At 60.9% G+C, this 14,943-nt stretch carries 14 protein-coding genes; all 14 read right to left on the bottom strand.

The genetic code is table 11. From position 1 onward, the window contains the following. Positions 1–74: 74 nt before the first annotated feature. Positions 75–344: a F0F1 ATP synthase subunit C gene (gene atpE / locus LPA36_RS18920; RefSeq protein ID WP_007180033.1), complete on the bottom strand. Its 270-nt coding sequence runs from the start codon at positions 342–344 to the stop codon at positions 75–77. A gap of 82 nt (positions 345–426) precedes the next feature. After that, positions 427–1,278 carry a F0F1 ATP synthase subunit A gene (gene atpB / locus LPA36_RS18915; RefSeq protein WP_228879918.1) on the bottom strand — a complete coding sequence of 284 codons (852 nt, stop codon included), beginning with the start codon at positions 1,276–1,278 and terminating at the stop codon, positions 427–429. A gap of 143 nt (positions 1,279–1,421) precedes the next feature. Continuing rightward, positions 1,422–1,964, bottom strand: a complete 543-nt coding sequence (locus LPA36_RS18910; RefSeq protein ID WP_228879916.1) for an ATP synthase subunit I — start codon at positions 1,962–1,964, stop codon at positions 1,422–1,424. A gap of 281 nt (positions 1,965–2,245) precedes the next feature. Beyond that, positions 2,246–3,394 carry an SLC13 family permease gene (locus LPA36_RS18905; RefSeq protein ID WP_407674306.1) on the bottom strand — a complete coding sequence of 383 codons (1,149 nt, stop codon included), beginning with the start codon at positions 3,392–3,394 and terminating at the stop codon, positions 2,246–2,248. A 12-nt stretch (positions 3,395–3,406) separates the two neighbouring features. After that, positions 3,407–4,297: a ParB/RepB/Spo0J family partition protein gene (locus tag LPA36_RS18900; RefSeq protein WP_228880474.1), complete on the bottom strand. Its 891-nt coding sequence runs from the start codon at positions 4,295–4,297 to the stop codon at positions 3,407–3,409. 93 nt (positions 4,298–4,390) lie between these two features. Next, complete coding sequence (locus LPA36_RS18895) at positions 4,391–5,161, bottom strand: ParA family protein (protein WP_228879913.1); 771 nt, start codon at positions 5,159–5,161, stop codon at positions 4,391–4,393. A gap of 69 nt (positions 5,162–5,230) precedes the next feature. After that, positions 5,231–5,920, bottom strand: coding sequence for a 16S rRNA (guanine(527)-N(7))-methyltransferase RsmG (gene rsmG / locus LPA36_RS18890; RefSeq protein WP_228879910.1), 690 nt, complete (start codon positions 5,918–5,920; stop codon positions 5,231–5,233). Beyond that, positions 5,917–7,875, bottom strand: coding sequence for a tRNA uridine-5-carboxymethylaminomethyl(34) synthesis enzyme MnmG (gene mnmG, locus LPA36_RS18885; protein ID WP_228880472.1), 1,959 nt, complete (start codon positions 7,873–7,875; stop codon positions 5,917–5,919). Before mnmG ends, rsmG begins: the two co-directional genes overlap by 4 nt. Positions 7,876–8,049: 174 nt before the next feature. Further along, on the bottom strand, positions 8,050–8,814 hold the full coding sequence (locus LPA36_RS18880; protein ID WP_228880470.1) for an ABC transporter ATP-binding protein: 765 nt from the start codon (positions 8,812–8,814) through the stop codon (positions 8,050–8,052). Continuing rightward, positions 8,814–10,598 carry a branched-chain amino acid ABC transporter ATP-binding protein/permease gene (locus LPA36_RS18875; RefSeq protein ID WP_228879907.1) on the bottom strand — a complete coding sequence of 595 codons (1,785 nt, stop codon included), beginning with the start codon at positions 10,596–10,598 and terminating at the stop codon, positions 8,814–8,816. Before LPA36_RS18875 ends, LPA36_RS18880 begins: the two co-directional genes overlap by 1 nt. Positions 10,599–10,602: 4 nt before the next feature. Next, positions 10,603–11,658: a branched-chain amino acid ABC transporter permease gene (locus LPA36_RS18870; RefSeq protein WP_228879904.1), complete on the bottom strand. Its 1,056-nt coding sequence runs from the start codon at positions 11,656–11,658 to the stop codon at positions 10,603–10,605. 211 nt (positions 11,659–11,869) lie between these two features. Next, positions 11,870–13,030, bottom strand: a complete 1,161-nt coding sequence (locus LPA36_RS18865) for an ABC transporter substrate-binding protein (RefSeq protein WP_228879901.1) — start codon at positions 13,028–13,030, stop codon at positions 11,870–11,872. A gap of 212 nt (positions 13,031–13,242) precedes the next feature. Then, complete coding sequence (locus LPA36_RS18860) at positions 13,243–14,409, bottom strand: ABC transporter substrate-binding protein (RefSeq protein ID WP_228879898.1); 1,167 nt, start codon at positions 14,407–14,409, stop codon at positions 13,243–13,245. Positions 14,410–14,457: 48 nt separating this feature from the next. Continuing rightward, positions 14,458–14,718 (bottom strand): hypothetical protein, encoded by a 261-nt coding sequence (locus LPA36_RS18855; protein WP_228879896.1) that lies wholly within the window; start codon positions 14,716–14,718, stop codon positions 14,458–14,460. Between the last annotated feature and the right edge of the window lie 225 nt (positions 14,719–14,943).

Below are 14,943 nucleotides of genomic sequence, written 5' to 3'. Positions count from 1 at the left end.
TCGATCAGCGCCTCAGACCCGTTCCGCCCTGCGCCCTTATCCGTTATAGATCAGGCGCAAACTTCCGAGGAACCTCAGCCTGCCAGCTTCGACAGCAGCGGGTTCGCGAACGCAAACAGCATTGCCACACCAACGCCAATCAGGAACGCCGCATCGATCAGACCAGCCAGCAGGAACATCTTGGTTTGCAGCGGGTTCATCAGTTCCGGCTGGCGGGCACATGCTTCGATGTACTTGCCGCCCATCAGGCCGATACCGATACAGGCGCCGATTGCACCCAGGCCGATGATGATGCCGATACCGATGGCGGTCAGACCCTGGATGTTGGCGATGAAAGCTTGCATGATCACTCCTTTGTGAAAAGTCTTTTGGAACTGGGATTTAATGAAACAAAACTAAAGCAATTCTTTTAATCGACGCACCACGTTAGTGGGTGTCGTGAGCCTGGCCGATGTACACCAGCGTCAGCATCATGAAAATGAACGCTTGCAGCAGAACGATCAGAATGTGGAAGATCGCCCACACCGTACCTGCGATCACGTGGCCGATGAAGCCGAGTACCGAGGCATCCGCGCCGAAACCCCACATGCTGCCGAGCAGGGCAATCAGCAGGAACAGCAGTTCGCCGGCGTACATGTTGCCGAACAGCCGCATGCCGAGCGAAACCGTTTTCGCGACGAACTCGATGATGTTCAGCGCAAGGTTGGGAATCCACAGCAGCGGATGCGCACCGAACGGCGCGGACAGCAGTTCGTGCACGAAGCCGCCGGCGCCCTTGATCTTGAAGTTGTAGTAAATCATCAGCGCGAACACGCCGAGTGCGATGCCAAGCGTACCGTTCAGGTCGGCGGTCGGCACGATGCGGTGATGCGGGATGACTTCCGACAGGCCCAGCCAGCCGATCACGCGGCCCGGCAGGTCGACAGGGATAAAGTCGAGCGAGTTCATCAGTGCGACCCAGACGAACACGGTCAGCGCGAGCGGCGCAATGAAGGTGCGCGAGCCGTGGATCATCGACTTCGATTGATCCTCGACCATTTCGACCAGCATTTCGATTGCGCACTGGAAACGGCCCGGTACGCCGGACGTCGCCTTGCGTGCGGCGAGATGCAGGATCGCGATCGTGGCCAGACCGCAAACGATCGACCAGAACAGGGTGTCCAGATTCCAGACGTGAATGTCGAAAATCGACGTCTGGTGCGCGGTTGAAAGATTCTGCAAGTGGTGCGCGATGTACTCGGACGGATCCAGAGCGCGCGTGCCTTCGCTAGCTGCCATATGATTAATGCCACCCAAATTGTCGAAAATCTTTCCAGGCTGCTCCCGCTGCAATGCGCTATTGCGGGAACATGCCGGCGCGGGTTCAAGTCGAACCCGCCTGCCTGTTGCTGACGCCGTGCGCCAGCCGTGTGTTCAGTGCCTCACCGCCAGGCGAGTGCGATCCAGTACGTCTTGAGGGCGATGAGGTAGGTCACGAGCAGCGGAACCCAGCGTACGTCGTGATACCAGAACGCGATGGCTACAAACATCGCAATTGTCGCCCCCATCTTGAGCGCTTCGCCGATCATCCAGCTCATCGCGGTTTCGGCGCCGCTCAATGTTCTCAGACGTGCCGCGAACATCGCGCTCGGCACCCAGCAGATCGCTCCCCCCAGGAATGCAGACAGCGCAGCATCACCCGGTGGCTTGTAAAACAGCCACCACAGCAGCGTTGCTCCCAGGGACAAAACCATTTGCGCCATCACAACCCGGAAGGGCGTAACGCGCGATGGACGACTCACATCCGGACCAAACAGCTTTTCAGCTTCAGTCCGCGTGAGCGGAACGATATTGTTATCTTGCTGCTCAGCGTCCCACGCTTCGTCATGCGCTGCGTGCTGCCCCGAAGACCCGGATACGGCATGCGTTGCGGGCTGTTCGTCGTGCCCTTCGTGGGGCGCCTGATTCGACGATTGAGCCGCCATCACAGTGTTCCGTAGAGTCTTGTTCAGCCCGCGAGCTTACGCACCGCTGACGGGGTTGCCTGGCAAATAAATCCGGGCGATTGTAAGCGATAGTTGCAGGCAATTCAAGACTTTACGTCGACCAATAACCTGCATGAAACACGCCTTCATCATGCGGGAAATGGCTGTCTACTGCGGGAGACACGACAAATGTAAGGCGGCCGGGGCGCACCCGGATGGTACCGGTCCGAAACGGCCATTTGTGCCGTTTCAGCACTGCGCCGGACGCTGTAGCAGCCGTCTCATAAATGCAACAGAAGACCCGCGCCGATTGCGCCGCTGACGATCCAGAAAGGGATCGAGAAGAGGTGAAACTGCAGCCACATTCCGCGTTCATGTGAAAGGCGCACGGCAATCAGGTTGGCGAGCGAACCGATGGCGATGCCGAAGCCGCCGACGCTCACGCCGAACGCCAGCGCGCGCCAGTCCTTCGTGAATTCGGCCAGCATGATTGCGGCCGGTACATTGCTGATGCCCTGCGACACGATCGCGCCGGCGGCATACGCACGCAACGGCGAACCGATGCCGACGCGGCTGATCAACTCGTGCACCCACGGCAGCGCGGCGACGCTGCGCAACACGATGAACATGAACACGAAGATCAGCAGCAGCAACCAGTCGATGGTCAGCACGGCCTTGGGACGCCACAGCAGGAAACCCGCCGCGACGCCCGTGAGACCGATCACAACGTGATGCGAGTCCGCCAGCAGCACGAACGCGGTGAACAGCACCGCCGCGACGCCGACAAGTGGCCGGTCGACAGGATGCGGCTCGGTATCCTTCGAAAGATCGAGCGCGTTGCCGCGGAAAAAGACGGCGGCCAGCAGATACAGCACCCCCATCAATGCGACGCACAGCGGCGCGAGTGCCCGTACGAATGTCCCGAACGACACACCGCTCGTCTGCCAGAGGAACAGGTTCTGCGGGTTGCCGAGTGGTGTCAGGATCGAACCCGCGTTGACCGCCAGCGCGATGAAAATCACGAGGCGCTTGAGCGGTAACGGCGTCAGTTTATGCAGCGACAGCGCCAGCGGAACAACGACGAACAACGCGACATCGTTCGTGAGCAGCGTCGAGAGCGCCGCGGCCAGGCCGATCAACAGAAACGCAAGGCCGCGCTCCGAATGAATGCGATGCACGACGCGATGCGCCATCCAGATCAGGAATCCTGACAATTCGACGGCTTTCGTCACGATCAGGAGTCCGGCCAACGTCAGCACGGTCTGCCAGTCGATCGACGCCGCCAATGAAGCCCACGGCCGCGGATGCAGGCACTGCAGAACGACTAGCGCAGCGACGAGAACCGACAGAACCGGTTCCTTCGTCGCTAACGCGAATACTTCACGGATGATGATTCGGGACGCCTTCGGCGTGCGCTCTGCCGCGGGCACGATCGCGCGTGCTCAGGCGGTAGCCGTGTTGCCGCGCAATCGCGCGAGAATGCCTTCCAGTGCGTCGAGGTCGCCGAAGTCGACGAGCACCTGCCCTCGCCCGCGCCGACCGAGCTTGATCTTCACCGTTGCGGCGAGCAGATCGGACAGCTCTTCCTCCAGACGACGGGTATCGCGTCCGCCGTCGTGACTCACACGTGCCTTCACTGCCGGCGCAACTTTGGTCGTGGAGGTCACCAGCTTTTCGGTCTCACGAACCGACATGCGCTTGTTGACCACCTGGTTTGCCAGTGTGATCTGCGTCGCGGGGTCGACAGCGAGCAGCGCGCGCGCGTGGCCCATGTCGAGATCCCCAGCGAGCAGCATCGTTTGCACGGGCGACGCCAGATTCAGAAGACGCAGCAGGTTCGATACCGCGCTACGCGAACGCCCCACGGATTCCGCGGCCTGCTCGTGCGTGAAGTGGAATTCGTCGAGCAGGCGCTGGATGCCCTGTGCTTCTTCAAGCGGGTTCAGGTCTTCGCGCTGGATGTTCTCGATCAGCGCCATCGCCGCGGCGGCCTGATCAGGCACGTCCTTCACAAGTACCGGCACCTCGTCGAGCCCAGCCAGGCGCGCGGCACGAAAACGACGCTCACCCGCGATGATTTCGTACATCTCTGCGCTTACCGGACGCACCAGGATCGGCTGCATCACGCCCTGCGTGCGGATGCTGGCGGCCAGTTCCTGAAGCGCGCCCTCGTCCATCCGCGTGCGCGGCTGGTACTTGCCAGCCTGTAATTTGCCAAGCGGCAGCACGTTAGGCGCACCATCGATCTTCACCGCCTCGGTGATGTCCGCGCTGCCACCGAGCAGCGCCTCGAGTCCACGGCCCAATCCCTTCTTTCTTGCCACTGCATTCATCGTGCTTCCTCGATCCGCCTTGAGTGCTGTCTTGAGTATCGCCTTGCTGGCCGTCTTGTCTTTCACGCGGGGCTCCGTCAGCGTCGGCGCGCGTTACAACGCGCGAACCCGTTCAATCATTTCCGCGCCGAACTGGACGTAAGCCTGCGCGCCACGCGATGCCCGGTCGAAAACCACGCCTGGCAGACCGTAGCTCGGCGCTTCGGCCAGACGGACGTTACGGGGGATCACCACGTCGAATACCTTGTCGCCAAAGTGCTCTTTCAGCTGGTCGGAAACCTGCTGCTGCAATGTGATGCGCGGATCGAACATGACCCGCAGGAGGCCGATCACCTTGAGGTCACGGTTCAGGTTCGCGTGCACCTGCTTGATCGTCGCCACGAGGTCGGAAAGGCCTTCCAGCGCGAAGTACTCGCACTGCATCGGGATCACAACGCCATGTGCCGCGCACAGACCGTTAAGCGTCAGCAGCGAGAGCGCCGGTGGGCAGTCGATCAACACGAAGTCATAGTCTTCCGCGACGTGCACAAGCGCGTCCTTCAGTTGACGCTCGCGGTTGTTGACGCTGACCAGTTCAACCTCGGCGCCCGCAAGTTCGCGATTCGCGGGCAATACGTCATACGAAACGCCTTCGGGCTTGACGCGCGCGTCGGCGACGGCCACGCCATCGACCAGCACTTCGTAGACCGTGTTTTCGCACGCGGCCTTGTCGATGCCGCTGCCCATGGTGGCATTACCCTGCGGGTCCAGATCGATGAGCAGGACCCGCTGTCCCTGCGATGCGAGGCTCGCGGCGAGATTGACTGCTGTCGTCGTCTTCCCGACGCCGCCCTTCTGGTTCGCAACGCAGAAGATTTTTGCCATCGTTGGTGTGTCCCTTTTTGCTGCTTTTGAATGATAGGAATGACTGGCGTTGTGTCGATCGGGCGTCAATCAGGCATCGACTGTGACTTCAATCAGATGCCGTTCTGCATCGAGCGACGGCACCTTAAGCCGGATAATCTGCTGCACGCGCGCTCTCTCGGGCAACCGCTCGATTTCGCCTTCGGGCCGAATACCCTTCATCGCCCAGATCGCGCCGCGGTCCGCGACGAGATGACGGGCCAGTGTAACGAAATCCGAGAGCTCTGCGAACGCGCGCGAGACGATTACATCGAATTTAGCCGGCACTTCGACGCCCGGCCGCAAGGTTTCGACACGACCCGTCACCACCGACAGATTGGAAAGACCCAGTTCGGCCTTGGCCTGCGCCTGAAATGCGGTCTTCTTGTGAACAATATCGTTCAGCGTCACAGCCCAGTCCGGCATGACGATGGCGAGCACGATACCCGGCAGTCCACCACCGGAACCCACGTCGAGTACCGACGACGGTCCACGCTGAGCGAGATGCGGCACGATCGACAGCGAATCGAGGATGTGCTGAATGAGCATCTGCCGCGGATCGCGGATGGCAGTCAGGTTGTAGACCGCGTTCCACTTCGCCAGCAGCGCGACGTAATCGAGTAGCTTGTTGAGTTGCGGCTCGGTCAGTTCGAGACCAAGTTCGCCCACGCCTTCATGCAGTAACGCCGACAGCAAGTCCCGCTCACCTGCCGCTGCAGCATTCCTTTGCCCTGCCGTCATTGGATCACCGGCTTGCTTTCGGCGCTGTTGTCCGTCGCCGTGGGCTGCCGCCGGCCAAGCCCGCGCTTCAGATGCACCATAAGCAGTGAGATTGCGGCAGGCGTGATGCCGGATATCCGCGACGCCTGCCCGATCGTTTCCGGACGGAATTGCGTCAGCTTTTGGCGCGCCTCGAATGACAGTCCACGAACTTCGGCGTAGTCCAGTCCTTCGGGAAGTCGCGTGCTCTCGTGCGCTTCGTTGCGCTCGATTTCACCCGCCTGCCGCTCGATGTAGCCCTGATACTTCACGGCGATCTCAATCTGCTCCTTGATTTGCGCGAGCAAGACGCTGTCATTAGCCAGCGCTTCCGTCGGTCCGCACGTACCGTCGAGCAGACCGCAAACGCCGTCGTAACCCACGCCCGGCCGCCGCAGCAGATCGGCCAGACTGTATTCGTGATCGATTGGCTTGCCGAGCAGCGCTGTCGCTGCTTCCGCCGACAAGGTCTTGGGATTGACCCAGGTCGTACGCAAACGCTCTGTTTCACGTGAAACAGCATCGCGCTTGCGACTGAATGCGTCCCAACGGACATCGTCCACCACACCGATCTCGCGCCCGATCTCCGTTAGACGCATATCTGCGTTGTCTTCGCGCAAGCTCAGGCGATATTCCGCGCGGCTCGTGAACATCCGATACGGCTCGGAAACGCCCCGCGTCACCAGGTCGTCGACGAGAACACCGAGGTACGCTTCATCCCGGCGTGGACACCACGCGTCCCTGCCCTGCACCTGCAAGCCCGCGTTGATACCGGCGAGCAGACCCTGAGCTGCCGCCTCTTCATAGCCAGTTGTGCCATTGATCTGGCCCGCGAAGAACAGCCCATCGATCACCTTGGTTTCCAGCGACGCCTTCAGCCCACGTGGGTCGAAGTAGTCATACTCAATCGCATAACCGGGGCGCAGGATGTGAGCATGCTCCAGGCCGCGCATTGACCGGACCAGTTCCAGTTGCACATCAAACGGAAGACTCGTCGAGATACCGTTCGGGTAGAACTCATTCGTGGTCAGCCCTTCCGGCTCCAGAAAAATCTGGTGGGATTCCTTGGACGCAAACCGATGAATCTTGTCCTCGATCGAGGGGCAATAACGCGGCCCGACACCTTCGATCACGCCCGTGTACATCGGCGAGCGGTCGAGACCGCCGCGAATAATGTCGTGCGTACGCTCGTTGGTATGCGTCACCCAGCACGGAACCTGACGCGGATGTTGCTCGACGCGTCCGAGAAACGAGAACACCGGCACCGGATCCAGATCCCCGGGTTGCTCTTCGAGTACCGAAAAATCGATCGTGCGGCCGTCAATGCGGGGGGGCGTGCCGGTTTTGAGACGACCCTGCGGCAGCTTCAACTCCTTGAGGCGCGCAGACAGCGACACCGCAGCGGGATCACCAGCGCGGCCGCCGGTGTAATTGTTCAGTCCGACGTGGATTTTTCCGTCGAGGAACGTCCCCGCTGTGAGTACAACAGCCCGCGAACGGAAACGAATCCCGACCTGCGTCACCGCTCCAACGACACGATTGCCCTCTACCATCAGATCGTCGACGGCCTGCTGGAACAGCCACAGATTCGGCTGATTCTCCAGACGATGCCGGATAGCCTGCTTGTACAGGAGCCGATCAGCCTGGGCACGTGTTGCCCGGACGGCCGGGCCCTTGGACGAGTTGAGAATGCGGAACTGGATCCCGCCCTCGTCCGTGGCCGCAGCCATTGCGCCGCCAAGCGCGTCGACTTCTTTGACCAGATGGCCTTTGCCAATGCCGCCGATCGACGGATTGCAGCTCATTTGGCCAAGCGTTTCGATGTTGTGCGTCAACAGCAGCGTTTTCGCGCCCATGCGCGCAGACGCCAAAGCGGCTTCGGTGCCGGCATGGCCGCCACCGACGACAATAACGTCAAATTCTGAGGGAAAAAGCATCGCGGATCTCACGCCGGATAAGGCGCGTGAGCCTTTCAAAGGAAAATGTATGGGCGAATTATAGCGGGTTCGCTTTTGGCCCGAATTTCGTCCGTTCGGTCAACGATAAAAAAGGCGGTGTGTTTCACGTGAAACACACCGCCTCGAAGTCGCCACGGATTATCAAAGACGAGATCAAGCGACCTTTTTAGTCAGCCCCAGATACGTCTCAATGACCCGAGGATTCTGCGCCAGATCGGCCGCCGCGCCCTCAAGTGCAAGTTCGCCGGTTTCGAGTACGTAACCGTAGTCGGAGATTTGCAGCGCTGCACGCGCATTCTGCTCGATCAGCAACGTGGCAACGCCCGTCTGACGCAGTGCACTAATGATATGAAAGATCTCTTTTACGATCAGGGGGGCAAGACCAAGGCTCGGTTCGTCCAGCATTAACAGATCCGGCTTACCCATCAACGCCCGACCCACTGCCAACATCTGCCGCTCGCCGCCAGACAGCGTACCCGCTGCCTGCCTGCGCCGCTCTTTCAATCGCGGAAACAGCTGGAAAACCGGTTCGAGTTGATCGAGAAAGTCACGTTCTCCCGCCCGCTTGCGGCGGTAAGCTCCGAGCACGAGGTTATCTTCAACCGTCATCGTGGAAAACAGCTCGCGCTTTTCCGGGACGAGGCACATGCCCCGTGCCACGCGCTTTTCGACGGGGACAGCGCTAACATCGTCACCTCGAAAGGCGATCGCGCCCTTCGCGTGCCCACTCACCGGCAGCGCACCCATGATTGCGTTGAGCAGCGTCGACTTGCCCGCGCCGTTCGGCCCAATCACCGACACGATCTGGCCAGGCCGAACCTTGATCGCCGCATTGTGCAGCGCCTCGACTTTGCCGTAGCGGACAGACAAGCCGGTGACGTCGAGAATCGGCGTGCCGGATTCAGTTTGCATCGTCATCATTCCACCCCGCCAAGATAGGCTTCGAGCACGGCCGGATCTTTCTGCACGTCCTCCGGCAAACCTTCCGCGATTCGGGTGCCGAACTCCATCACCACCAGCCGATCGGTCAGATTCATCACAAAGTCCATGTCATGCTCGACAAGCAGCACACTCATGCCCTCTTCCTTGAGCTTCTTCAGCAGGACAGCCAGTTGCTGCTTTTCCTGATAGCGAAGTCCGGCAGCAGGCTCATCCAGCAGCAGCAGCGTCGGGTCGCAGCACAGGGCGCGCGCGATTTCCAGAATCCGCTGCTGCCCGAGGGCAAGACTGCCGGCCTCGTCGTACATATGCTGCTCGAGGCCAACCCGGCGGATCTGGCGCGCAGCCTCCGCCATCAGGCGTCCCTCTTCCGCGCCGTTGAGCTTTGCGACGCTACGCCAGACGCCCGCATGGCCACGCAGATGTGCACCAATCGCAACGTTCTCCAGCACCGTCATGCCCGGCAGCAGCTTGACGTGCTGGAACGTCCGGCCGATCCCGCGCCTGACGATTTCACGTGAAGTCAGCGAATCGATCCGCTCACCGCGGAACGAAATTTCGCCGCTTGTCGCCTGCAATACGCCGGTCACCAGATTGAACGTCGTCGATTTGCCGGCGCCATTCGGCCCAATCAGGCCGATGATCTGGCCAGCCTTCACTTCGAAGCTCACGTCGTTCACGGCAACCAGCCCGCCGAACTGCTTACGCGCCTTCACCACCGAAAGCAGCGTTTCGCCGCCTGTCGGCTTGCTGCGCTGCGGCAAAGGGTCGGCGTGATCAGGCACGTGGGCACGCGGACCGCGGGGAAACAGCCGCGCGACGAATGGCCAGACGCCCTGACGCGCGTACTGCAGCAGCAAGACCATCAGGATGCCGAAGACGATCACTTCGAAGTTGCCGTTTTCGCCAAGCAGCTTCGGCAGCCACGTCTGGAGGTAATCCTGCAGGAGCGTCAGGATTGCCGCACCCAGCACCGCGCCCCACACATGCGACACGCCACCCACCACCGCCATGAACAGAAATTCGATGCCGTGGTTCAAACCAAATGGCGTGGGGTTCACCGCGCGCTGCAAGTGCGCATAGAGGAAGCCCGACACGGCAGCGAGAACCGCCGCATAGACGAAGATCACAACGCGCATCCATGCGGTGTTAACGCCCATTGCCTCGGCCATCGAGCCACCGCCGCGAAGCGCACGGATTGCGCGGCCCGGGCGACTATTAAGCAGATTCTGAACAGAGACCACCGCGGCCAGCACGACAATCCAGATCAGGTAATAGATGTGCCGGCCGGACTCCAGCTGGATACCGAAGACGTTGAGCACCGGAATGCCATTGATGCCATCGTACTTGCCGAGCATCTCCATATTGCCGAAGAGGAAGAACAGCGCGAGCCCCCATGCGATCGTGCCGAGCGGCAGGAAGTGGCCCGACAGGCGCATCGTCACCGCACCCAGCACGAGTGCGATCAGCGCCGTCAACACGACGCCTGCGATCAGCGCGAGCCACGGCGACACACCGAACTGCGTCGTCAGATACGCCGTGGAATACGCGCCCACGCCGACAAACGCCGCCTGCCCGAAGCTCGTCATCCCGCCGATGCCCGTCAGCAGTACGAGCCCGATCGCGACGATCGAATAGAGTCCGATGTAGTTCAACAGCGTGACCCAGTACTCAGGCACGCGGACCGGCTGCGGCAAGACGGGTAGCGCGAACATCACCACGAGGAACAGCCAGAAGAACCTGTTTTGCATGATCCGTTTCATCGTGTCACTCCTCGTCCTCTTCAGCGTGCGGGCTGACGAAGCTTCGCCACAGCAGCACCGGGATGATCAACGTGAACACGATCACTTCCTTATAGGCACTTGCCCAGAACGACGAGTACGACTCCAGCAGGCCCACCAGGATCGATCCCGCGGCCGCCAGCGGGTAGCTGACGAGACCGCCGATGATCGCCCCCACGAACCCCTTCAGGCCGATCAGGAAGCCGGAATCGTAGTAGATGGTCGTCAGCGGCGCCACGAGGATGCCGCACAGCGCGCCGAGGCCGGCGGCCAGCGTGAACGCGAGCCGCCCCGCCTGCGTCGTGCCAATGCCGACGAGGCGCGCGCCAAGGCGGTTCACCGACGTCGCGCGCAGCGCCTTGCCCGAGATCGAGCGGTCGAAGTACAGGTACAGCGCTCCGATCAGTACGACGGCCGTGACGACCACCCACAGGCTCTGCCCGGATATCGTCATGCTGCCGATGTTGAACGTCGCGTCGGAGAAAGCCGTCGTGCGCGAGCCCTCCGCGCCGAACATCACGAGGCCAAGCCCAACCATCGCGAAGTGCACGGCCACTGCGACGATCAGCAGCAGCAGCGTCGTCGCTTCGGCGATCGGTTCGTACGCAAGCCGGTACACGAACGGTCCCATCGGAATCACGATCAGCAGCGTCAACGCGATCTGCACGATCATCGGTAGCGGCTGCATGAAGAGACCGCGCGTCACCGCATAGACGGCAATCGGGAAGAGCAGATATTTGCCGACCAGCGTCGCAAGCGTGCGCGCTGCGTGGCGCCGCCGCTCAGGGTGCCGCACGAGCCCCGCCGTCTCGACGACAAAGCACGCCGCCCCCATCGCGATCAGCAGCCAGCACGTGGTGGGAAATTTCTGCGTCTGAATGGCGGCGAGCGTCAACGCGCCATATGAAACGAACTCGCCCTGCGGGATGAAGATCACCCGCGTCACCGAAAACACCAGCACCAGCGCAAGCGCGAGCAACGCGTAGATTGCGCCCGTGGTGATCCCGTCCTGCGCGAGGATCGCCGCTATTGATAGATCCATACTTCCTCTGAAACGTCGAAGTCGAAGTCGAAATTGAAACCGGCGTCATCGCATCAAACGCGAGCGCCTTGTCTTCGGAATGAGTTCGTCATCCCTGCCCTGAAACGCGACCGCCGCACCCGGATAAGGCGCGGCGGTCGTCGCCATTTTCGTCGAACAGAATGTCGGTGCAGCCTCATCGCCACACCGCATGCGAGAAGCGCGTACTTTTTTAGTCGTTCTGGAGTTTCCACTTGCCGTCGACGATTTCGACCATCACGCGTGCGCGGTTATCGAAGCCGTTGTGATCGGTCGTCGTGGTGTTCATGATGCCGTGCGCGACCGGCAGATCCTTCAGGTTCTCAAGCGACGCACGCAGTGCCTCGCGGAACGCCTCCGTGCCCGGCTGCCCCTTCTTCAGTGCTTCCGGAATCGCACGCTGCAGCATCTGGCCGGCATCCCATGCGTGACCGCCGAACGTCGACAGCGTGCCCACGCCATAGGCCTTTTCATAGGCTGCCTTGTACGCCTCCGACGATTTCTTCACTGGGTTCGAATCCGGCAGCTGCTCGGTCACGAGAACCGGGCCGGTCGGCAGCAGTTCGCCTTCGCAGTCCTTGCCGCATACGCGCAGGAAGTCGTTATTGGCGACGCCGTGCGTCTGGTAGATCTTGCCCTTGTAGCCGCGCTCCTTCAGCGCCTTCGCGGGCAACGCGGCCGGCGTACCCGAGCCCGCAATCAGAATCGCATCCGGATTCGAGCCAACCAGCTTCAGCACCTGGCCCGTCACGGAAGCGTCCGTGCGGTTATAGCGTTCGGTCGACACGACCTTTAGATGATGCGTTGTGGCCGCCGCGTTGAACACCGTGTACCAGTTCTCGCCATACGCATCCGAGAAGCCGATGAAGCCCACGGTCTTCACGCCGTGCTTTTCCATGTATCCGGCGATCGCGTCAGCCATCAGGCTGTCGTTCTGCGGCGTCTTGAACGCCCACGTCCGCTTCGCGTCCATCGGCGCGATGATCGCGGCCGATGCGGCCATCGATATCATCGGCGTCTTGCCTTGCGACGCTGCATCGAGCATCGCCAGCGAGTTCGGCGTGACCGTCGAGCCGATGATCGCGTCGACGTGGTCTTCATCAATCAGCTTGCGTGTGTTCTGCACCGCGCGGCTCGTATCCGATGCATCGTCGAGCACGATGTACTCCACGCTCTTGCCGCCAATCTCCTTCGCCAACAGCGCGATCGTATTCTTCTCCGGAATGCCGAGCGACGCAGCCGGCCCGGTCGCCGATAACGTCACCCCGATCTTCACCTGCGCCGATGCGGCCGTCGCGCCGCATACGAGCGCCGCTGCGAGGCTTGCGCGTACCCAGTTGCCTGTTGTTCTCATTGCTGTCTCCAAACGCTGTGCACTGCCTGTTGTTTAATCCGGCTTTCACGCCGGTTTCTGAATCTGGCTTTCGGCTTCGGGCGTGAATAGCATGGTTTTCCCTGTTCGGGACAAACCGCCTCTGCGTTGCTGCAATGCCGATACGCAGAAAAAAAGGCACGTCTGACTGGACGTGCCTTTTTCCGGGTTCAAATGTGTTATCTCGCCTCGGATCAGTCTGTGGCCAGCTTCCACTTGCCGCCGACGATCTCGACCATCACACGCGCCCGCTGATCGAGGCCCGAGTGATCGTTCGCGCTCATGTTGAAGATGCCATGTGAAGCCGGCATGTCCTTCGTGCTTTCGATCGCTGCGCGCAACGCGTCGCGGAATGCGGGTGTACCCGGCTGGCCCTTCTTCAATGCGATGGGGATCGCGCGTTGCAGAAGCAGACCCGCATCCCACGCGTGGCCGCCGAACGTCGACACAGAGCCTGCGCCATACGCGGCTTCATATGCATGCTTGTACGTCAGCGCGGATTTCTTCACGGGGTTCGAATCGGGCAACTGGTCCGCAACCAGCAGCGGGCCGGCAGGCAGATACGTGCCGTCGCAATCCTTGCCGCACACGCGCAGGAAGTCGTTATTCGCGACGCCGTGCGTCTGATAATACTTGCCCTTGTAGCCGCGCTCCTTCAGCGTTTTTTGCGGCAGCGCAGCCGGCGTACCTGCACCGGCGATGAGCACGGCGTCCGGATTCTGCGACATCATCTTCAACACCTGACCCGTCACCGAAGCGTCGTTGCGCGCGAAGCGTTCGTTCGCCACCACTTTGATCTTCGCGAGATCCGCGGCCTTGCCGAATTCGCGGAACCAGCTCTCGCCGTAGGCGTCGGAGAAACCGATGAACGCAACCGTCTTCACACCGTGATTGGACATGTGCTGCGCGATGGCCGTCGCCATCAGGATGTCGTTCTGCGGCGTCTTGTAGACCCACGCGCGCTTCGTATCCATCGGTTCGACAATCGCAGCGGCAGCGGCCATCGAGATCACCGGCGTGGTGGTTTCAGCCGCCACGTCGATCATCGCCAGCGAATTCGGCACGACCGTCGAGCCGATGATCGCGTCGACGCGGTCTTCGCTCGTGAGCTTGCGGGCGTTCTTCACGGCCTGGGTCGAATCGGTCGCGTCGTCCAGCACGATGTATTCGATCTTCTGGCCGGCGACTTCCTTCGGCAAGAGCGCGATCGTGTTCTTTTCCGGAATGCCTAGCGACGCCGCCGGGCCCGTTGCCGATACGGTCACGCCGATTTTCACCTGTGCCGATGCTGCGCCGCTCCATGCTGCCAGTACGCCCGCCGCGACACATGTCGCGCTGATCCATCGCATTGCCGACTTCATTCCGCTCCTCTGCCCCGTCATATCCGCGCGCAATAGCGCCGACTCAAATCATTCGAGATTTTTTACACCGACCACATGGTCGGCGAATGGCGAGTTTAGCGGACGCGCACGCCGGGCTGCAAGCGTTTTGGAGGCTTCAATGCGTTGATAATCCAGCGAAAAATACGACCGGAAAATGCGTGAGGAAATGCGGTGAGGAATGAGCGCGGATGAACTGGAAATACAGCGATGCAAAACCGGAAATGCAAATAAAAAGCGCTGTTGGATATCAATCCAACAGCGCTTTCGTGTGGGCACTTTGTGCCTCATGTCTCCTCGTTCTCCACCTGCAAATTTCGTGTTGCCGGTGCTCCAGAACTGCGTGAAGATTAAACAACCCCGATTCAAGGGACAACTAGCATTTACCCTAGTGGTGCAATGCAGCACCAATTTGGGGCGGGATTGTGACTTCCCCAGCGCGGTTCCAATACATCACAGCGTGAGTATCCCGCCCTCCACTTATATCGGATTCCGAAGCATATGTGGATGTGCGCG

Origin of the sequence: Paraburkholderia saeva (assembly GCF_907164555.1) — a bacterium.
GTDB lineage: Bacteria > Pseudomonadota > Gammaproteobacteria > Burkholderiales > Burkholderiaceae > Paraburkholderia > Paraburkholderia saeva.
This window is presented reverse-complemented; position numbering and strand designations above follow the sequence as displayed.

Excerpts from the sequence above, each read along its gene's own strand:
- mnmG (WP_228880472.1), bottom strand. The coding sequence starts at position 7,875 with ATGCTTTTTCCCTCAGAATTTGACGTTATTGTCGTCGGTGGCGGCCAT.
- atpB (WP_228879918.1), bottom strand. The coding sequence starts at position 1,278 with ATGGCAGCTAGCGAAGGCACGCGCGCTCTGGATCCGTCCGAGTACATC.
- LPA36_RS18860 (WP_228879898.1), bottom strand. The coding sequence starts at position 14,409 with ATGAAGTCGGCAATGCGATGGATCAGCGCGACATGTGTCGCGGCGGGC.
- LPA36_RS18865 (WP_228879901.1), bottom strand. The coding sequence starts at position 13,030 with ATGAGAACAACAGGCAACTGGGTACGCGCAAGCCTCGCAGCGGCGCTC.
- LPA36_RS18855 (WP_228879896.1), bottom strand. The coding sequence starts at position 14,718 with ATGAGGCACAAAGTGCCCACACGAAAGCGCTGTTGGATTGATATCCAA.
- LPA36_RS18900 (WP_228880474.1), bottom strand. The coding sequence starts at position 4,297 with ATGAATGCAGTGGCAAGAAAGAAGGGATTGGGCCGTGGACTCGAGGCG.
- LPA36_RS18875 (WP_228879907.1), bottom strand. The coding sequence starts at position 10,598 with ATGAAACGGATCATGCAAAACAGGTTCTTCTGGCTGTTCCTCGTGGTG.
- LPA36_RS18870 (WP_228879904.1), bottom strand. The coding sequence starts at position 11,658 with ATGGATCTATCAATAGCGGCGATCCTCGCGCAGGACGGGATCACCACG.
- atpE (WP_007180033.1), bottom strand. The coding sequence starts at position 344 with ATGCAAGCTTTCATCGCCAACATCCAGGGTCTGACCGCCATCGGTATC.
- rsmG (WP_228879910.1), bottom strand. The coding sequence starts at position 5,920 with ATGACGGCAGGGCAAAGGAATGCTGCAGCGGCAGGTGAGCGGGACTTG.
- LPA36_RS18880 (WP_228880470.1), bottom strand. The coding sequence starts at position 8,814 with ATGACGATGCAAACTGAATCCGGCACGCCGATTCTCGACGTCACCGGC.
- LPA36_RS18895 (WP_228879913.1), bottom strand. The coding sequence starts at position 5,161 with ATGGCAAAAATCTTCTGCGTTGCGAACCAGAAGGGCGGCGTCGGGAAG.
- LPA36_RS18910 (WP_228879916.1), bottom strand. The coding sequence starts at position 1,964 with ATGGCGGCTCAATCGTCGAATCAGGCGCCCCACGAAGGGCACGACGAA.